Raw genomic sequence first — 19,761 nt, forward strand, 5'->3', positions numbered from 1 at the left:
TTAGACCACTTCTCTTATCATCATTTTATAGTTTTAGGGATAAATTCTAGTGATTGTCCTAGGGAAGGGAATCGTTTCCCGTATGTGCTTTAGTTTACATATCCACATTACAGTTCTTTCAAGTCCCAATCCAAACCCGGAGTGGGGCACTGAGCCGTACCTTCTTAAATCTAAGTACCATTCGTACGCTTTCTTGGGCAAGCCGAACTCTTCTATTCTTTGTTCGAGCAGTTTTAAATCGTGAATTCTTTCGCTTCCTCCGATTATTTCGCCGTAACCTTCAGGAGCCATCAAATCAGCGCAAAGCGCAACTTCAGGATTTTTCGGGTCAGGTTGCATGTAGAAGGCTTTGACTTTTGCTGGGTATCTGTGAACGAACACGGGTTTTTCAAATTTCAAGGAAATGAATCTTTCATGAGGCGCTCCCAAGTCTTCTCCCCATTGTATTGGACATTTGGCTTTCTGCAGCATCTCTATTGCTTCCGTGTAGCTGATTCTTTCGAAAGGAGGCTCAACTTTTTTCAAAGGCTTTAAGTCTCTCTTTAAGGCTTCAAGCTCTCGCTTTCTTCTTTCCAGGACTGTTTTCACTATGTATGTGACCAATTCTTCTTGAAGCTTCAAGTTATCCTCAAAAGTGTAGAATGCCATTTCAGGCTCAAGCATCCAGAACTCCGTTAAATGCCGTGGTGTTTTTGATTTTTCAGCTCGGAAGGTTGGTCCAAAACAGTAAACTTTGCCAAACGCGGCGATTGTAGCTTCAACATAAAGCTGTCCGCTTTGTGTTAGGAATGCTTTGTCGCCGAAATATGGAACCTCGAAAAGAGTTGCAACGCCTTCTACGGCGGCGGGAGTGAGAATCGGAGAATCTGTTAAGGTGAAGCCTCTTTCGTCCAAGAAATCTCTGCATGCCTTCACGATTTCAGCTCTCACTTTCAATATAGCAACTTGCCTAGGACTTCGTACCCATAATTGTCGAAAGCTAAGTAAGAAATCGATGCCATGTTCCTTCTTGCCTAATGGATATTCCTGTTCTGCTAAATGGATAATTTGTAAATCCTTGATTCTTATTTCGTAGCCGCCTGGTGCTCTTTTATCCTCTTTAACTAAGCCTTTAATTTTGATGGATGATTCTTGTGTTAGTTTGTCAGTGTCGCTGAAAACTTTCTTGGAGACTTCGTCCTTGTGAACTGTGGCTTGTATGGTTCCAGTGCCATCTCGCACCATCAAAAACTGGACGCCGCCGCCGGAACGTTTTGTAACTAGCCAACCTTTTATTTCAACTTCTTTTTCAGTTAGTTTTCCGTCTAATATGTCACTAACGCTCATGCGCAAGCACCTTCTTCAAAACTTACGGGGTATATGCTTATAAATCCAAAAGAAGATTCAGCTTTTTCAGGTGAAGTTAAAACGTTCACCGTGCAAGTTTAGCACCTTACAACCCTAATTGCGTCTTTAATTTTAAATGTTTCGTTTTCAATGTTAACTTTCTCGTTAAAAGTAAGGTGGACAATAGGTTGTTGTCACACAATTCTTAAATCTCTAACTTTTGGCAATACTACATGAAGAAGAATGCATATTATGGGAAAGCACAATCAGAAGCTGCTGACTCTGAAGATTTCGGCAGTTGCAATAATGAGTGTGGTTGTTGTTGAAGTTATTTTGGGCTTTATTGTTGGGAGTTTAGCAATCTTAAGCGACGGTGCTCACGCGTTGTTAGATGCCATATCCATGTTTGTGCTCGTGATTGCTACAAGAGCTTCGCTTAAACCGCCCGACGAGGAACACATGTATGGACACGAAAAAATCGAATCCATCGGCGGATTAATCGGTGGAATAATTCTCTCTGTTACAGCAGTTTTCTTGATGTTTGAAGCTGTTTTGAAACTTCTGGAAAATAAGCCATATCTGGTTTCAGAATGGGAGTTTGCGGGTTTCATAGCCATCGCCTACACTTTCTGCATAGACATCTTAAGAGTTACAATATTGCATAAGATGGAACATGAAAGCGTAACAGTTAAAGCAGGACTATACCATGCTCTAGCGGATTTAGGTTCAACAATCATTGCGTTTCTCGGATTTGGACTGGCAACGGTTGGAATATTTCAAGGAGATGTATTAGCTTCAATAGTTCTTAGCACTATAATAGGCTACTTAAGCGTCAGATTAGTCTGGAGCAGCGGAATGGAGTTAAGCGATGCCATATCAAGGGATGTTGCAACAAAAGTTAGGAAAGAAATACTCAGCGTAAAAGGAGTCTGCAGATGCGAGAACTTGAGAGTCAGAAGGGCAGGCGAGAAAACATTTGTAGAAACTACAGTGCAAGTGCCAGATTATATGAGCCTAGAAGAAGCGCATGCATTAGCCTCAAAGATAGAAACAGACATCAAAAGTTCTCTGGGAAACGCCGACGTCACAATCCACATTGAACCATTGGAAGCGGAAGGACGAACTGAAAAACTTGTGGAGAAATTGGCAACTGAAGTTGAAGGCGTAAAGGAAGCCCATGAAATAAACGTGACATGCACTGGAGGAAAACTGTACATAACCTTGCATGCACAAGTAGACCCCGCGATGTCTATTGAAAAATCTCATGAAATAGCGGACAAAATTGAACAGAAAGTCAGTAAAGGGATAAGGGATGTTAAGAACATAACCGTTCACATAGAACCGTTTGATGCTGAACTGCGGAAAGGCTCAGCAGTAGATGAGAATGAAATAAGAGAAATTGTTTCTCATGCCATGGAAAAGTACAAGCAAACTTTTGAAATTAAAAAAATAGTAACTTATGTGGCTGAGAAAAGGCGCTATATCAACATAGACTGCAGCTTCAGCGGCAAACCATCAATAAAAGATGCGCATGAACTCGCTTCTTACATTGAAGAAAAATTGAAGGAAAAATTTGCGGAAACAATAGTCACTGTTCACATAGAACCAGAGAAAAAATGAGAAGGTTAAAGGAGTTCGATTTCGTTTATGAAATGTAAGTCTTCTAAACTGTTCATTTTAATTTTCTTGTCAGACACCGTGTAAAGTGTTTCCTCGATGTAGAGTATCCGCTTCACCCAGTAGCTGGGGGTCCACACATTCATTTCAGCAGTTAAGTGTGTAATATTTCCTCTGAGCATGAAGCCTTCAATGGATGCACTAAACACGTAAGCACCTTGCCAGACCGGTTCTCCAGACGCCCATGGGGGTACACCGTCAGGATATTCGCTTTCATCTATTTCTGCAACTAAAACGGGTACAGCTAGAAGATTTCTTGATTTATCAAAAAGAAATGCTTTATGATCGCTTAGAACAAGCGAGTCTGTTCCTCTGTCGCCGATCGTGTAGTTTGCTATTTGTTTTGGATTGTTTACGTCGGTGACGTCAAAGAGGGATATTTTTACTCCTTGATACCATGCAAAGTCTCCTTCGTCTGCTTCGACTGTATGTTTGCCTATGCCGATTAGATGTGTTTCATCATAAGGATGCAAGTAGTCTGAGTATCCTGGAATGTGCAGTTCTCCTAGAACTGATGGATTGGCTGGTTGGCTTAAGTCTATCACGAACAATGGGTCAGTTTTTTTGAAAGTTACAAAATAAGCTCTATTGCCCATGAATCTGGCGGAATGGAAGTTTTCACCAGGTGCAAGTCCTTCCAGTTTTCCAACTACGCTTAGATTCATGTCTAGTACGTAGAGGTTTGTTTGCGTTGTCCAGTTCTGTGTCCACGTTGTTGTTTCGATTCTGAAATAGTCGCTGTATTCGTCCATTGAAAATTGATTGCGTTCATGCCCTGGCACTGTTCCCTTGGCTTCGCATGTCATATTACTACCTTGCACACGTATTCGATAGATAGTAGTATTACCATTCCAGTCCCAGTCTCGATATGTCACATATATGTTATTGAGTGAGACATACATGTTGCATGTGCCTCCAAGCATTAGTGTCAAGTAAACTGGCGACTCTGTTATGTTTTGCATGTTCATAGCAAAGAATGTTGTATACTGATAGTAGTCGTCAGTTCCATTAAAGTATCGGATTTCGGTGGGAGCAATTCGTATGATTTTACCGTCAGAGTTAATTTCTGGAAGGAAAAGCGTTTCATTAATCAAATAAGCTGCTTCGCTGACAACGAAGTAGACATAGTCGCCAATCATTCTGGAGTTGAAGTAGCTACCTGAAATGACAAGGTCGCGCAAAAGTGTTGGATTGTCAGGATTTTTAATATCATATACTTTCACGAAGGTCTTGATGTCAACAACGTAATATTTATCGTAAACTAGTGGAAAGTGATATTCTGACCCTAAAATCGCTAACTTGTCGCCGTTGACAAAAATTCCAATAGGATATAGATTCTCAAAGGTTATTTTTGAAACTATTTTAGCCTGCGCGGGAGGATAAGCTCTCAGGATATAAACCGCATTACCAGACAAAGTGTACATATAACCTCTATCGTCAACTTTTACAATGTCTGCTTCGTCTACTCCAGCAACTTGAATGTTTGTGGTTGAATGCGAAGGAGCAGCACTTTTCACTATTCCGCTTTCAGATAGTATGCCAAACGAGTTAGCGAACCTAGCATCCGCAGGTCCATAAATCCAAAAAGGCGCTTGATTCTTAGAATTCATTCTTAAGAAGTTCTTCAACTCTTCCTCGGATTGAAATGATGAGAGCAAAGGAGACTGTGGCGCGGAGACCGGCGGAGCGCCGGGAGTATACTTAAACGGGATAATGATGTTAAGAATTACTGCTGTTAATATAGAGGCGAGCAGAATAGCAGCGAGTCCATAGAGGAGTGCTTGTTTCTTAATTTTGCTTTCCACTGATTAATCACCTACTACACGTTAGAGTTTCTGCGATATTTCATGCTATACTTTGGAACGCGATGTTCCAAAAGTTAGTACGGTCGTAAAGACCATACTCGAAACGCTTCGTACCAGAAAATAACCGAGACAATGGCTCCGAAAGTTATTATAAACAAGTTCTCTCTTGTAATCCCTTGAACGAGAAATAAAAGAAAAAGAGCGTAAAAAACGGTGGAAAATACGGCATAAAAGAAGTAACGCGGAAACAATAATCTTCCAAGCTTGACAAAGTGTCTAAGCACGCCAATTTTGACTTCGTTGACTAAGAAATAGTGACCGCCGACATTCTGCTTCTCAACCAATCCTAACTCACGGAGCTGTTCAAGGTGATGCTGCGCCACGCTGGGACTACTGAAACGCAGGGCTTTCTGAACTTCTCGAACACTCAATGGATGACCGCTTTTCAAAAGAAGCCAGTATACTTTCCAAGCCTTTCCTCTAAGCGCGTATTCAAACTTTGCCTCTTCAGCCTCGTTCAACAAGCAGCACGCTTCTCAAAATATAGTTCTAGAATATGACACTTATAAGTCCAATTTTAGAACAAAACAGACCATACGGATTATAATTGATCTTTGATTTCTCTTGCTATTTCTGCTGCTGGCTTGTTTGCGTTTACAATTTTCCATTCGTCTATTAACGCCAAGAAGAGTGCTTTACGTCTAATCCTTTTTAACTCTTTTAAACTTTCAAAGATTTCCCGCCTTTTACGCCCATGCTGTATTCTTTTGTATGCCTCTTCTGGAGTAACATCTAGAAAAAACATGAAATTTGATTTCGGCACAACAAGAGCGAAGAAGTGGTAGGCAATTCTGTGTAATGGTGATGGCAGATAGGCGGTTCCCATTAAATAGCGGACAAAAATTATGTAGTCAAATTTTCTCCAATAATAAAAGAGGATTGAGCGGATAACGTCAACCATGTAAAAAAGGGCTGCTGCAAAATGAGCGCTTTTGCCTTTTGAATAAAGAAACTGTTTTGCTTTGATTCCAAAAAAATTGTCGTTTGACGGGTGAAAACGCAAGAAAACTCTTTTTCCACCACTTTTTAGAAAATTGTAAAGTCTAAAGGCTTGAGTGCTTTTTCCAGACGCATCCAAACCGTCTATAACTATGAAAACCAATGAGTTCATACGCCTCCGTTCAAAAGAAAGAAGACTAAAGCACCGAAAGCTGGCACAGTTAAATTATCAAAGCTTAGGGGGGTAAATCCTTCAACCAAGGTTGTAACTGCAGCCACAACAACTGCGTGAAAAAGCTTGTCTAAAAATGAAAATGGCAATATTAGAGAAAAATAGAAAAGGCTGAAAGTTAAAACGCTAAAACTAGCAAGGAACATAGCCGCTGAACCCTCAAGACTTTTTTCTGAAAAAACTCCATACTTCCTCTTGCCAAATTTTTCTCCAACAACAGAGGCCACAGCATCGCCATAAGCCATTGGTAAAATTCTTGCCGCCAAAACCATAACATACTGTTTAGAAGCGAAAAGCAAAGCCAAAACAGTGTAGGATATAGCATAAAAAACCAGTCCCAACTGATGCCCCTCTTCGGTTATGTCTGTAAGTCCCTTCATCTTGTTGCTTAAATTTTTAAATGGCGAATAGGCGGATGCCAAAAATGTTATGGGTATGAATGGAACTGCAACCAAGAATGGATAAAAATTCGATGTAAAAAAAGGGATTATAAAGGGTAAGTTTCCAATCATTATATGCAAGAATTTTCGAGAAGCCTTTCGCCGTAAGCCTAAAATTTTGTCCATTTTGCTAGAAACAAAAATTATGAGTAATATGTAAAAATAGCACAAAAGCATTAAAAGCATGTTTGCAAAAATCTCATCGTCAATCAATGTTTCACCCTAAAAGGCTCCGGCAATAAAGGCTAACAATCCAATGAGAAACCATAAAAGAACAATGTTTTTGATTTTTCTAGCATTTTCCTTTGAAAAATCTTGAAGGAGCGCGAACGCGGAAGCCAAAAGTCCAAAATCGGTTATGGCAACAAAGGGAAGGAACCAAAAAGAAACATTTCCCAAAAGCCATGGGGTCGGACTCAACAAAACTGCAGAAAGGTAGAATAAAGCTGCAGTTATGGCAGCTTTTTTCTCTCCATAAAGCACAGCCAAAGTTCTCACATTCTGCAGTCTATCCCCTTGAACATCAACTATCCCTTTAGTTATCTCTCTACCGGTGTTTGATAGAAAAACCATTAAGACAAAGATCAAAACATTTGGCACAACAGTATTCACTGTGACGGCGCTTCCATAAATGAATGGCATCGATACGCATGTGCTTACTAGGAGGTTGCCTGGTAAACCGCTGCGTTTTCCCACAGTGGTGTAGGTTACAAAGAGTATCCATGCAAGTATAGCTATTAAGAAACAGAGGATGTTTGTTAAAAACGCAATTATGAAACCTATTGCTGTCAGGGTTAATGCAAAGATTAAGGCGTTTTTTGGCTGGATTAAGCCGCTTGGGATTGGACGTTTCGGCTCGTTTACTGCGTCAATTTCCCTATCATAATAGTCATTTATAGCCATAGAAGCGGCGGTTAAAGCAAAACCGGTGACAAATCCATATGCAAGCTTTTGCCAAAAAGTGCCTAAAACATTTGGGTTTGCTAGTGCTGCGCCTACTATTACCGCGAAACCCATCATTAAACAATTAATTGGACGCATCAAACGCAGGTAACCAGTGAATTTCTGCATTTTCTCAAGCCTTGCACTAAACCATAAGCCTTCATTAAAGTTATAAAACTCACGATAAGATTCGAAAGTTTAATACGTTGAACGTAAAATAAACATTTCCGAAGTTGGTGACAACTTTTGCGTGACAACTACGCACCAGAAAGACTAAGAGTGATAATTCCAGTGGGCGGGAAAGCCAAACGCTTATTACCGCTTACAGCGGAAACCAGCAAGGCGTGCATCCGCCTCTTGAATAGACCGTTAATAGAATTTTCGCTTCTATCTCTTGCCCGCCAAGGCATCCGAAACTTCATTTTCGGAGTGAAAGGCTACACGAATTATAGGGATTTACATGACTATTTCGAGTCGGGCTATGGGTTTTCCACAAGATACGAAATTAGTCCACGTGTTCACATAAAATACCAACCCAACGTTGACGACCTAGGAAGCGCAGATTCAGCGAGAATAAACATGGAATATTACAACGTTAGAGACCCAGTTTTCGCGGTGCAAGGCGACAACATCTTCAACGTAAATGTGAAGGAACTTGTGGAATTTCACCGAAAAAAAGGCGCAACAATGACAATAGCATTGCGGGAAGTTGCTGACGTTGAAGGCTACGGAATAGCTGACATAAACAAAGACATGAAAATTTCAAGATTCGTCGAAAAACCAATGCCTAAAGAAGCCCCGTCAAATCTTGCCAACACAGGCTTATACATGGTCTCGCCAGAAATAAAGAAAATCTTCAAAGAAAAAGGAGTAAAGCAAATAATCAAAGAAAAAAATCGCCTAGATTTTGGCTTTGACTTTATTCCCTACCTTATAAAAACTGGAAGACCAGTTTATGGGTACACTTTGAAGGGAAGCTGGTATGATGTTGGCAGTCCAAAACGCTATTTGGAAGCTATGCAAGACATGCTTAATGGACGCTTCTCATCCTTAAAGGATTTTGGCGGAAGAATAAGTGAAGAAACAAGAGTGTGGGTTCAAGGAGAAAGCTCCGAATCACAAAAGAGAAGACAAGAAATCATAAGAAAAATCAAACAAGGAAAAATAGAAATCGAAGGCGCTGTTCTAATCGGGCGGCACTGTGAAATAAGCGACGGTGTGCGATTGGTTAATTCGTGTGTTGACAATTATACGAAGATAGGAAAGGATGCTGTGATAGAGAATTCGGCAATTCTAGATAGGGTCATAATTGAGGAAAAAGCGGAGATAAAAGACAGTATTGTCGGAAGACATGTGACAGTTCTGTCAAGCCCCAGAAAACAGACAAAGATAGATGGGGTATCAGTTATTGCAGATGACGTGACAATAGCAGAAGGATGCACACTAACAGCAACAAAAATTTACCCTCACCAGTACGTGAGAGGAGAATTCGCTAATCAAACATTAATGCCAGGTTAAAAATGGACATCAAATTAGCTGAAATCAGAAAGAGAACCATTTCAGTAAACGAATATTTGGATAGTTTGGGAGAACCGTTCCGCGAAAAATTCTTCACCAGAAAACGAACTTATAGATTGAATCAAGAAATGATAATCCAGCTTAAAAAATTTGCAGACAATTTTGTGGTGGTTGCTTTTTCAGCGGAATGGTGCAAAGACTGCGCCGCCAACATCCCAGTTCTAGCGTTAATATCAGAAGCAACAGGATTAGAAGTCCGAATCTTCGGCGGATTAATGAAAGACCCGTTAAGTCATACTATAAAATGGAGAATCCCGCCATCACCGCCTGAGGTAGAAACATTCAAAGTGGATAAGATTCCACTCATAATATTATTCTCTAAGGAAGGAAAAGAAGTCGGAAAAATAATTGAGAACCCGCAGAAACCAACACTTGAAGAAGAATTGCTGACGTTTATTTTAGAAAAACGCTCATAAACCGGTTCATTCAACGATTTTGTTGAGAAATTTGCTTCATTCCGATTCTATCAAAATATCATGCTTCTAAAATCTATTTTCAATAAAAGAGGAAACCTTTCAATGAGCATAATTTTATGCTTATTTACGCTTTGAACCATTTGAATATCAAATATCTTATTTTTCCCTTTTCCAAGTTCGGCACCGCAATAATGAATCTTTTTCGGACGGTTGTCGCTAGCCTTCCAGCTTTAACAATATCAGTGGCGGTAATCTCAGACTTAGCACTTTTAACAGACACCATATACGGTGCATGTTCAACACCGGGTCCATACTTGTAAACAGCAAAGTCGCATCCAAACTTTATACCCGGCGTGACGATTAACCCATCATCACGCAAATCCCGATAAACAGTATATTTTTCATCAAAATCCTCATATAATTGCCTAGCTCTTTGACGTAACTTAACGAGACTAACCTTCTTCTTGTCAACGCCTTCATAGACTGTTATGATTCCCTTTGACGCGAGGTACAAACCTTCCATCAAATCTAAAACAAGCGGAACATTGAACTCCGGAATTTTTGGTTTAGAAATTCCCAAGGGTTTCCCATAAAAACCCATCTTGTAAAGTTCCGAGCCCTTAACGGAATCCCACACCACTAAGAAGTTTTCGATGAACTCCACTTCTATTTTCTTAGGCATTTCGTTTTTCTCTCTCTCACATAATCAAAGATAAGATTCGTGCAGCGTCGGCAGCGTCTTCTGCTTTGTCGGCTGAATCTTCAAGAAGTTGCAGAACATCTCTTAAGAGAATCAACGTGGGAAACTCTAACTTGCTGCTTAGAAGTTTTATTTCAAACTCGCGGTAAAGTTCATCAACAGTTCTTTCAGCAACTTCAACATCCTTAGCTTTTTCCATAGCTTTGGCGGGACCATAACTTAAGACCATAACTGTCTCTCTAAGCTTAACAACAGCGTCCAAAACTGCCTCTGAAAGTTTAAGCAAATCTTTCTTTATGTCTCCCGAAACGTTCCAATTGTGTTCCATAATTTCAACCAAACGGAAGGCAATGCCCTCAGAGAAATCTGCGATTTCACTTGTCAAGTTTGTGAACCTCAAAAAGTCTTCTCTGCTAAGAAGAATAGCTCCTATCTCTGCAAGTTCTTGCGAAACCAGTCGTCTAGCTTTGTCAACTTCTTCTTCGCCGCTTCTGATTTCAGTGAAAAGCTGCTTTGCCTTTTCCTTATCATTTCGCATAAAACAGTCTATCATTTGAGGAACCTTTCGGGTGACGTCTAAAACCTTTCTTAAATGGTCTTGGCAAACGGTCAAGGCTCGCCGTTTTACACGTTCTTCAGTTTCTGCCGGAAGCACCAAAGTTTTTCCCGCCCGCAAAACAGGGCAAATTTTCCTATCATTAGATATACTGAAGCATTAAAAAAGGTAACGTAAACAGTGCTTTTAGAGTGGCTTGCCTAAATCTTCAAAATTGATTTTCTTCTTGAAATATTTGTGCAGAAGCTCTGGTAGGTTCTCGATTTTGGTTCTGACTTGTTTCCATGAATCGCGGTCGCGAATAGTTACTGTGTCGTTTTTTAGTGTTTCGTAATCAACTGTTACGCCTAAGGCTGCGCCGATTTCGTCTGCACGAGCGTATCTTCTACCAATAGAACCCGCTTCGTCATATTCAACTGCGAAACCCTCACCGAGAAGCATGTTATACACTTCCAATGCTTTTTGGGGCAGTCCATCTTTGCTTACAAGAGGATAAACACCGACTTGTATTGGTGCAATGTCACGGGGGAAACTCAGCACAGCCCTATCATCCTTAACATTGTAAGCGTACTCAAGAGTGACATAAACAAGCCTGTCAGAGCCGAAACTGGGCTCAACAACATGGGGGATGAAGCGTTTTCCGCGTTCAATAATCTTTTGTCGTGTAATCGTTACGTCTTCTGGGAGAATCTTGTATTTTCCAAGCGTGTAGTATTTGTTTTTCTTCAGAGAAGCCTCAATTTTCTCTGGGTCAGCTTTAGAAAGCATTTCTGCCACTTTCGCGGCTTCAGACTTAAACGTTGGACCAAGCTTAGCCATCACTGGCTTTATGATTAACTGTTCCTTCTCGACGGGTTTAGCATATTCTTTGTAAATCTGCAAGTCTTCTCCGCTGAAATTCATGTGCTGTTTTAAGTCGTAATCTGTTCTGTAAGCGTGTCCAGAAACTTCCACCCAACCCCAACGTTCAACGTAAACTTCTTGGTCAAAACTCTGAAGCGAATAGTGAGCTCTTTCCCAAGGGAGTTTTTCGATGAAACGCTGTTTTTCGGTTGGAACACCCAAATCTATTAATAGTCTTTTAGCGTAAGCCATAAAAACTGCTTGCCACTCCGCCTTGATTAGACCCTTCTTTAATGCTTCTTTTACGGTAACTTCGGTTATTTCTTCAGATTCCCGTAGTTTAGTTTCAGCAAGCAAAAGCCGCAACTTTTCATTTTCAACATCTTTCAAGAGAAAACAGTCAGGTTCTTCTGGGTCAAAAAAGAATTCTAAATCCACTATTGTGAATTCTCTCAATCGTATGAGCCCTTGTCTGGGTGAAATTTCGTTTCTTAACGCGTGACCAATTTGCAGAACGCCGAAGGGAAGCTTTTCTCGAGCCATCTCGTATAAACGCCGAAATTCTACAAAAATTCCTTGCGCCGCTTCGGGTCTTCCATAACCAACCGCGCCCGAATATGGACCTATCGTGGTTTTAAACATTGTTAGGAATAGTTTGGGTTCGCTGAAAGTGCCGCCGCATTCTGGACATTTAATGTTATGTTTTTTGATTGCGGCTTTCAATTCTTTAAGGCTTAGCTTTTCAGCTTCAGCTTCCGTCATTCTTGCAAATTCTTGGAGTAGATGATCTGCGCGGAATCGTTTCTTGCATTTTAGGCATTCAACCATAGCTTCTTTGAAATGGTCCACGTGACCTGACGCTTCGAATACTTTGCTTGGAGCAATTATTGGAGATTCTATTTCCAAGATGCCTAGTTTGTTTACGAAGAGTTCTCGAAGTTTGTTTTCGATGTTCTGCTTTAGTTTTGCGCCTAAAGGACCGTAAGTTGCGAAGCCGCTTACTCCGCCATACATCTCGTATGATTGCCAAAAGAAGCCTCGTCGGCGTGCTAACTCGTCAATTATAGTGAACTTGTCCAAATTTTTAGTCTTGCCAGTCAATTGTGTTCAGCCTTCTCTATTGATACTTACTCAAAGACTTTAAGGCTTACTAAAATTTGTAATAGTTTCAAAAAGGTTACAAGCAGTTTGCGCTACAACATCAAGTATTGACTATTCTGGCTTTTATATTTTCAACAATTTTTACATTCTGTATTTTTCCATTCTCGTCTATTTGGAATCCGAGTATCACACGGTCTTTCGCATTTTTTGCTGTTGAATTCTACTCCACAATAGCCACATTCAATGTCTGATTCCATTTCCACAACATACCACACAACACCAACATGATAACGATTCCATACAGGACAAGTTTCAGTTCAAAGCTTTCAAAATCACTAAAAAACCGCACGTAGAACTTGTATTTCAACCTATTTATAAGGGGGGCTACTACTTTCAGAGAGCACAAAATCAACGAAAAGGTCTGTACTGTTTTCGAATATAATCACAATAATGAAAAGGGTCACCAAAAGTGTTAATGTAAGAAAAAGATATTATAAGAGAACAGAACAAAATGCACGGACCAAGTGCCAAGAATAGAGAAGGACCAGCCTTCAAATTCATCTCGATCTTTTCTTCGTTTCATTAGTAAGCAACGTAGCATTTTATAAAGAAGACACAAAATATCAAATGCAAAAGAGAGGAATCAACAATGCCAAAAATAAAAGTTGCCATCGTCGGCGTTGGAAACTGCGCGTCCGCCCTAATCCAAGGAATACAATACTACAGCAATTGCGATAAAGAAGACCGCGCCATTGGACTGCGTCATCTGTTTATAGGAGGCTATCACCCAAGAGACGTGCAAATTGTCGCCGCCTTCGACATAGACAACCGAAAAGTCAGCAAAGACCTTTCAGAAGCAATTTTTGCAGCACCAAACAACGCCCCAAAAATAACCATCATACCAAACTCGAACGTTATCGTAAACAAAGGTCCAGTATTGGACGGCATCGGCGAATACACAAAAAACCTCATCCAAATCAGCAACCAACCAGAAATAAACATCGCAGACGTATTGAAAGAAAGCGACGCAGAAATCATGCTGAATCTGCTTCCAAGCGGCGCAGTAAAAGCCTCGAAATGGTATGCCGAACAAGCTTTAAAGGCTGGCTGCGCATTCGTGAACGCTACACCAGCTTTTATTGCAAGCGACGCAGCATGGGCTAAACGCTTTGAAGAAGCAGAACTACCACTTGCAGGCGACGATTTAATTGACCAAGTAGGCGCAACCACACTACACAAAACATTACTAAAACTCCTTTCAATGCACGGCGTTCGCATAGCCCAAACATACCAACTTGATGTTGGCGGAGGAACAGAATCCTTGGACACTCTTGAAAGAACAAGAGACATAAAACGCACCGTCAAAACAAAATCTGTAGAAACCGCATTGCCATACAAAGCTGAAGTTGTTGCAGGCTCAACAGATTACGTTGACTTTTTAGAGAACAGACGAGACAGCTACTTCTGGATAAAAGGCTTATACTTCTGCAACACCTCAATGCAAATAGACCTAAAACTTTCGACTGTAGACGCGCCAAATGCGGGTTCTGTATTGTTAGATGTAATAAGAGCGGTGAAAATAGCGCTAGACAAAAGGCTAAAAGGAACCGTGCTGCCAATCTGCGCCTACGCGTTTAAACATCCACCACAAATTATTCCGCTAGAAACTGCAGAGCAAATGTTCGCAGACTTCATCATGAAAAAGCACGCTTAAACGCCTTAACGCCTAGTAATTTTCTGCAGTTCCCGTATTACCTTCTCCTTCACTCCAACCCGCTTCATCCTTTCCTTCAAAAAAGCTATAGTTTTCACCGGCGTTGGGTCGACACCACGCAGAACAGCCAGATAAACACTAGCAAAATCACCAAGGACAACCGTCGACAACATCTTCGCCAAGCTTCTTCTGCCTTGACCGTAAATTTCGAAAACCTTTAATGACTCCTTACTTATCAATTCCTTCGTAGTTTCAATTCTCTGCCGCATTGCTTCCGACTCGTCATTGTCCCGAATTAATAATACAGAGAAGCACTTCGCAAGTTTCTCCACTCTTTCCCAACCCACAATCTCGTTATGATTAAGTTCTGGGAAAAACTCCCATTTTGCCGGAACCTTACTGTTTTCATTAAACTGCTGCTTGAGACGCTGAGCAACAGCACGGTAAATTCCAAAACCATAAACAACCGGAACAGTGCCGCAGATGTTTAATGCCAACTTCTTAGAAAAATTATCATTTAAAGGAATCTTAGGCGAGTTTGACTCGCTAATCTGCTTCAGAACATGGATAGCTTCAGAAATTTCAGGCTTAGCATCTTTGATTAAACCGATTTTCTCCATCAAAATACACAGAGGCACAAAAAGGTAAGGAAGCGTTGCGCGCGGAGCCATTCCAGAAGGAACACGCAAATGCGGAATACTTAATTTTTCGGCAAATTCCAGCAACTTTCCTCCAGAACTTATGCAAACACTCATACATTCTCGTTTCACTGCGTCTAAAAATACGCTTAATGATTCCTCAGTTTCGCCAGAATAGCTCACAACAAAAACCAGAGTGTTCTTGTTTGCATACTCAGGTAAAGAATATTCCCGACAAACTTCGATTGGAACAGTCAATTGGTCTCTTGCCCAATCCTTCAAAAGTTCACCGCCGATGGCGGACCCGCCCATGCCCGCAACAATGATTGCTTTGGGCTTTGGATAACTGATAGAAATCGTTTCAGCTAACCTTGCAGCGTCACTATAATGTTTAGGAGCGCCGACACAGAAAGAAAGCATATTGCTCTTATCAATCCGTTTAATTTCCTCAAGATCATTCAAAATGGTTGCTTTTGGCAAACTCCTTCACCCGTCACAGTCAAATGTGAAAGGTATATGCTTTTAGCTTTTAAGCAGAAGATGTATAAATAATAACCATTTGAGGATTAACCCAGTAGTAATAAAGGCGGAAAACACAGTTTGAACGGGAAAAAAATTTCAATCGCCATACCAGCTTCGGTTGTTTCTGACACTCCTCATTTGCGTGAAAAAACATCAAAGATAGGTCTTATGGGAAGAGCAGCCGCAATTTTCAAAGTAGACGAAATCATAGTTTATCCAGATAATCCTGAAACAAACCAAAGACATGAAATAGATTTAATCGCAACCTTGCTTGCTTACATGGAAACACCCCAGTATCTAAGAAAAAGACTGTTCAAACTCAAACCAACATTGCGTTATGCTGGCATACTTCCACCATTACGCACACCACATCACCCATTAAACCGCAAAACAAAAGATTTGAAAATCGGCGAATACCGAGAAGGAGTAACACTATCCAGCAAGGAAAATGACACACTCATAGACATCGGCGTAGAAAAACCAGCGATAATTCAAAATAAGCAATTACCAAAAAACAAGCGCATAACCATAAAAATAACCAAAATAAACGAACAAGCACAAGTTGAAATTGCAAGCCGCGAAGAAATACCACATTACTGGGGATACACAATCACCCCCGAAACACAACCATTCGTGAAAATATTAAAAAACAGAAATTTCGATTTAACCATCGCCACCTCTAAATATGGCACTCCGTTTGCAGATGCCACTGAAGAAATTTCAGAGCGATGGCGATCAGCACAAAAAATTCTCGTAGCGTTCGGCGCACCCACTCAAGGCTTATATGAAATAGTTAGACATGAAGGATTCAACTTGGATGACGTAGTAGATTTTACCATTAACACAATTCCGACGCAAGGAACAGAAACGGTTAGAACAGAAGAAGCACTCATTGCATCTTTAGCAATCTTAAACACACACTTTCGCTTTTAATGTTTAAATGCACGTTTTGCATATGTGCGTTTATGTATTTCGACATCGTCATGCCCATAACACTTTTCCTAGTCACAATAGCCGCTATGCTCTTAGAAAAGAAAATCGAAGGAAAGTTCAAGGGCATTTTCGAAGAAAAACAGTTCAGCACTTGGAATGCTATAGTACTCGTCGCAGCAATGAGTATAACAATATCGCTAATGGTGTTTGTACCGCAAATGGCAATCATGACGATGTTTCTCTTTGCCTACTCAATGGTACTGTTCATTTTTTCTTACCTTTTCTCAAACCTCCCAAAAACAAAGGCTCAACTCTTTTTCAAAGCATTTCTTATAATAAGCTTCGCCGCCGCCACGATTAGCATTTTCACTTTCGGAACAGACATCATGGTTGCTTATGGAGCCTTGGCCTTTTTCTCTCTCTCCAGTTTTGCATTAGTGGCATTATTATATGAGAAAAATAGAGTTAGCACAGAAGAAAGATGGTATCTGGCAGTGCTGCCGCCAGCATCATTCATATGCCTATACGTATTTTTCAGCAGAACACCAATATGGTTTCCGTATCTACTTGACATGTATGGAATTGTCTTTGCAGTCTTAATAATTCTCTATCTAGGAACATTATTCACATGGAAAACCACGCTGATTTTTGCTACGCTATTAACAGTTATGGACATAATTCTCGTGTTATTCACGGGCGCGATGGTTTCCGCAGCAAGACATGTCTCAGTCCTAAGACTCCCAGTACTTATTTCATTGCCAACTCTTCCTACAATCACAACTGAATGGGGAATGATCTATATGTCATTAGGCCTAGGCGACTTTTTCTTTGCTGGATTATTAGGAATACAAACTATGAAAAAGTTTGACAAAAAATTCGCAATCTTATCAGTTGCCGCAATGTGCATTTCATTCTTCATCTTCGAAACAATAATACTGAACTATGAACTAAGAGCATTCCCAGGCACGTTAATGATTATCTGCGGTTGGCTACCACTAGTAATTTTAAAAGCAATTGGGAAAACACAAAAACGTTAAAGAAAATTTAAAAGAGGAAACCCGGCGATTCCAAAAAAGGTTTCTAGCCAAAAAGTGCGCCTAAACCCTCAAGCGCTGCCTCTTCCTTGGCTTTCTCCTCTTCTTCCTTCTTTTTCTTCTCTTCTTCCTTTGGTTTAGCTTCTGCCGCTGGCGCCGCCACACCTGGTGCAGCTGCAGGCGCAGCCATCATTGTAGAAGCAGACTTAATTGCTTCGTCAATGTTCACTTCAGCTAAAGAAGCCACTAAAGCCTTAACCCTCACAGCATCAACATTTATGCCCGCTGCTGTCAAAACCTGCGTCAAGTTTTCCTCGTTTATTTCCTTTCCGGCCTTGTGAAGAAGCATGGCAGCGTAAACATATTCCATACTCGTTTCACCTTTCGGTTCAAATACCAAGCTTTAAAATATAAACCTTTTCTGTCATTTGCATGCAAATGTCTAAGAACTGCCCCAAATCAATCTCCACATTGTAATTTTTAGCAAGTAGAAGAATTTTCCGATAAGCATTTAGATTCGTCGAAACCAATTACTAATAGAGAATCTGAAGGAATGAAGTTGCAAGAAACTAAATCCTACACTATCGACATAAGCAGAACTCGAGGAAAAGGAGAGTTCAAATGCCCAAAATGCGGCGTTCAAATCTCTCCAGATGACAAAACCGACAGGATTTATACTATTTTGGAAACTGTGATGAACGAAGACTGCTTGGAAAAGATAATTCTGCAATGCAATAGTTGCAAAAGCCAGATTAATCTAATAGGATTTCAAGCCTTAGATAAATTGATTTAAGCCCAAAAGGTATCTCTCTGCCCAGCAAATTCTACATAATAGCTTCAGAAACTTCAATCTATATTTTAAGTTCATAATTGTTAAGTAGTTTTAAGGAGCTAACTCTAGTTTTTGCGTGAAACTTCCAATTGTTGGAAACTTTACTGAATAAACGCCAAATTCACTTGAATTTTCTATCAGCTCAAGCTTTAGCCTTACACAAACTTAAGGCGGCAACAAACAAAAAAGGAGGTGAAACTTATTGTGGAAAATCAAACTGATAAAGTGGCTTCCATGGATAATAACTCTGGCAACAGCGATAATAGCGCCTTACGTAAAGACGATTTGGGGAGACATACCAAATCCAACAATCTAAAACATGCAATAAAAAGGATACGCCATTCAAGCGCTCTTAGGTTTATACTGCTCATAGAAGATTTTCCAAAGCATCGCGTAGTTGAGAAAATCTCTCCACTGCATGCAGTTGTAGTTTTCTATCTCTGCCTATTTACTGGTCTGCTCGGTTTCTTTGTGTTTGCTTACACCACCTTCCTAGGATTCATCGCCTACTACGTGACAGTTGGCGTAGCTGTGCTGGAAATCTTACATTACATGTACGATAAGTAAGAGAACAAAGAATGACTTGACCAAGGCAAAAAAGAAAAAACTAAACTGGTTGGTTAGTCTTTTTTCCCAGACTTAACATTTCAGCATGTGCTTTTCGAAGTAAGTCTGCAATTGTATCTTTGGTTGGAACAGCTGCATTTATTGAAAGTGCATAGGCTTTCTGATGCGCCAGTTGCAAAAGCACTACAACGTTTTCTTTTGTCGGATAAGTTACAGCTATCGATAATGCAAACGCATCCACATGAGATTCCTCGACGGTTTTTTTAGTGCTATTTATATCTATTCGGAGTTGCTCAGCAGTTATTACTAAGCCATCATCGTACACCACCTTCATTGAAAGCCCAGCTTCCACGGGTTTTATTCCAAGTTTCGACAACACGCTTGCAAGTCTTTCAGAGATTACTTCGCCTTTTCTGACGACCAATGTATCTTTGTTTATCCAAACGCTGCCTGCTTCTATTCTTGTTGGCAAACCAACCGCGTTCAATTGGCTAATTATTGGACCTGGTGGTTGACCAGTGTTTCCTGCAGGAACTATGACGTCAAAGGCAGCTATGTCGCCAGCCTTTGCTGTTGTTCGTACTTTTCCTCTTTCAAGAAGTAAAGCTAGCTTAAACGGGTTAAGGTCAGTCATTAAATAGACGTTTGAACCATTTAAGTATTCTTCGATTTTTTTCAGCTCTGGCTTTTCCTTGCAGTTTTCAATAGCTAATTTCATTAACGTGTTTTTTATAACTTTCATGTATGCTTTGTCTGATAATTTCTTCTTTAACTCTTGTAGTTGGGCAGCCCTAACTTTCTGCAAACTAGCGATTCCAATGACTTTATGTTTCTTTACCAGCTGAGTTATCTGCTCAACCTCGCTGATTTTTTCCTGCAAAATCTGTTGGGATGGCATTTGTCTTC

General features: G+C 40.4%; 20 protein-coding genes. 8 read left to right on the plus strand and 12 right to left on the minus strand.

Going from position 1 to position 19,761, the window contains the following annotated elements; genetic code table 11:
- Positions 1-33: 33 nt before the first annotated feature.
- Positions 34-1,326: an asparagine--tRNA ligase gene (gene asnS, locus HM003_04125; protein MBX5328525.1), complete on the minus strand. Its 1,293-nt coding sequence runs from the start codon at positions 1,324-1,326 to the stop codon at positions 34-36.
- A gap of 252 nt (positions 1,327-1,578) precedes the next feature.
- On the opposite strand from asnS, the gene HM003_04130 reads away from it, so the two are divergent.
- Positions 1,579-2,946 carry a cation diffusion facilitator family transporter gene (locus HM003_04130; protein ID MBX5328526.1) on the plus strand — a complete coding sequence of 456 codons (1,368 nt, stop codon included), beginning with the start codon at positions 1,579-1,581 and terminating at the stop codon, positions 2,944-2,946.
- Positions 2,947-2,951: 5 nt separating this feature from the next.
- Here HM003_04130 and HM003_04135 read toward each other — a convergent pair whose 3' ends face one another.
- From HM003_04135 to HM003_04155, 5 genes are all read right to left on the minus strand, one after another.
- On the minus strand, positions 2,952-4,808 hold the full coding sequence (locus HM003_04135) for a hypothetical protein (GenBank protein MBX5328527.1): 1,857 nt from the start codon (positions 4,806-4,808) through the stop codon (positions 2,952-2,954).
- A 74-nt stretch (positions 4,809-4,882) separates the two neighbouring features.
- On the minus strand, positions 4,883-5,329 hold the full coding sequence (locus tag HM003_04140; protein MBX5328528.1) for an ArsR family transcriptional regulator: 447 nt from the start codon (positions 5,327-5,329) through the stop codon (positions 4,883-4,885).
- An 80-nt stretch (positions 5,330-5,409) separates the two neighbouring features.
- Complete coding sequence (locus tag HM003_04145; GenBank protein ID MBX5328529.1) at positions 5,410-5,979, minus strand: thymidylate kinase; 570 nt, start codon at positions 5,977-5,979, stop codon at positions 5,410-5,412.
- Positions 5,976-6,692 (minus strand): phosphatidate cytidylyltransferase, encoded by a 717-nt coding sequence (locus tag HM003_04150; GenBank protein MBX5328530.1) that lies wholly within the window; start codon positions 6,690-6,692, stop codon positions 5,976-5,978. Before HM003_04150 ends, HM003_04145 begins: the two co-directional genes overlap by 4 nt.
- Before the next feature lie 9 nt (positions 6,693-6,701).
- On the minus strand, positions 6,702-7,550 hold the full coding sequence (locus tag HM003_04155) for a geranylgeranylglycerol-phosphate geranylgeranyltransferase (protein MBX5328531.1): 849 nt from the start codon (positions 7,548-7,550) through the stop codon (positions 6,702-6,704).
- A gap of 117 nt (positions 7,551-7,667) precedes the next feature.
- On the opposite strand from HM003_04155, the gene HM003_04160 reads away from it, so the two are divergent.
- Positions 7,668-8,939, plus strand: coding sequence for an NDP-sugar synthase (locus tag HM003_04160; GenBank protein MBX5328532.1), 1,272 nt, complete (start codon positions 7,668-7,670; stop codon positions 8,937-8,939).
- A 2-nt stretch (positions 8,940-8,941) separates the two neighbouring features.
- Positions 8,942-9,415: a hypothetical protein gene (locus tag HM003_04165; GenBank protein ID MBX5328533.1), complete on the plus strand. Its 474-nt coding sequence runs from the start codon at positions 8,942-8,944 to the stop codon at positions 9,413-9,415.
- 124 nt (positions 9,416-9,539) lie between these two features.
- Here the strand turns inward: HM003_04165 and endA are convergent, their stop codons facing one another.
- The 3 genes from endA to glyS all read right to left on the minus strand — a co-directional run bounded on the left by endA (position 9,540) and on the right by glyS (position 12,615).
- The gene (gene endA / locus HM003_04170) at positions 9,540-10,085 is read right to left on the minus strand and encodes a tRNA-intron lyase (GenBank protein MBX5328534.1); all 546 of its coding nucleotides are present in this window, start codon (positions 10,083-10,085) and stop codon (positions 9,540-9,542) included.
- 28 nt (positions 10,086-10,113) lie between these two features.
- Entirely contained in the window at positions 10,114-10,773 is a 660-nt protein-coding gene (locus HM003_04175; protein ID MBX5328535.1) for a DUF47 family protein, read from the minus strand.
- 84 nt (positions 10,774-10,857) lie between these two features.
- The gene (gene glyS / locus HM003_04180) at positions 10,858-12,615 is read right to left on the minus strand and encodes a glycine--tRNA ligase (GenBank protein MBX5328536.1); all 1,758 of its coding nucleotides are present in this window, start codon (positions 12,613-12,615) and stop codon (positions 10,858-10,860) included.
- 649 nt (positions 12,616-13,264) lie between these two features.
- On the opposite strand from glyS, the gene HM003_04185 reads away from it, so the two are divergent.
- A complete protein-coding gene (locus HM003_04185) occupies positions 13,265-14,329 on the plus strand; it encodes an inositol-3-phosphate synthase (GenBank protein ID MBX5328537.1) in 1,065 nt (354 codons plus the stop codon).
- Positions 14,330-14,334: 5 nt separating this feature from the next.
- Here the strand turns inward: HM003_04185 and HM003_04190 are convergent, their stop codons facing one another.
- Positions 14,335-15,447: a bifunctional phosphoglucose/phosphomannose isomerase gene (locus HM003_04190; protein MBX5328538.1), complete on the minus strand. Its 1,113-nt coding sequence runs from the start codon at positions 15,445-15,447 to the stop codon at positions 14,335-14,337.
- A gap of 120 nt (positions 15,448-15,567) precedes the next feature.
- On the opposite strand from HM003_04190, the gene HM003_04195 reads away from it, so the two are divergent.
- Positions 15,568-16,422: an RNA-binding protein gene (locus tag HM003_04195; GenBank protein MBX5328539.1), complete on the plus strand. Its 855-nt coding sequence runs from the start codon at positions 15,568-15,570 to the stop codon at positions 16,420-16,422.
- Between the two features lie 32 nt (positions 16,423-16,454).
- On the plus strand, positions 16,455-17,459 hold the full coding sequence (locus HM003_04200) for a hypothetical protein (GenBank protein MBX5328540.1): 1,005 nt from the start codon (positions 16,455-16,457) through the stop codon (positions 17,457-17,459).
- Positions 17,460-17,502: 43 nt separating this feature from the next.
- Here HM003_04200 and HM003_04205 read toward each other — a convergent pair whose 3' ends face one another.
- On the minus strand, positions 17,503-17,826 hold the full coding sequence (locus HM003_04205; GenBank protein MBX5328541.1) for a 50S ribosomal protein P1: 324 nt from the start codon (positions 17,824-17,826) through the stop codon (positions 17,503-17,505).
- A gap of 183 nt (positions 17,827-18,009) precedes the next feature.
- Here HM003_04205 and HM003_04210 point away from each other — a divergent pair, with 183 nt between their 5' ends.
- Together HM003_04210 and HM003_04215 are read left to right on the plus strand one after the other, a co-directional pair.
- Positions 18,010-18,249 carry a hypothetical protein gene (locus HM003_04210; GenBank protein ID MBX5328542.1) on the plus strand — a complete coding sequence of 80 codons (240 nt, stop codon included), beginning with the start codon at positions 18,010-18,012 and terminating at the stop codon, positions 18,247-18,249.
- Between the two features lie 243 nt (positions 18,250-18,492).
- Positions 18,493-18,855, plus strand: a complete 363-nt coding sequence (locus tag HM003_04215) for a hypothetical protein (GenBank protein ID MBX5328543.1) — start codon at positions 18,493-18,495, stop codon at positions 18,853-18,855.
- Positions 18,856-18,895: 40 nt separating this feature from the next.
- Here the strand turns inward: HM003_04215 and HM003_04220 are convergent, their stop codons facing one another.
- Positions 18,896-19,753 (minus strand): 50S ribosomal protein L10, encoded by an 858-nt coding sequence (locus tag HM003_04220; GenBank protein ID MBX5328544.1) that lies wholly within the window; start codon positions 19,751-19,753, stop codon positions 18,896-18,898.
- Positions 19,754-19,761 lie beyond the last annotated feature (8 nt).

Source organism: Candidatus Bathyarchaeota archaeon A05DMB-5, assembly GCA_019685655.1.
Classification (GTDB): Archaea; Thermoproteota; Bathyarchaeia; order Bathyarchaeales; family Bathycorpusculaceae; genus DSLH01.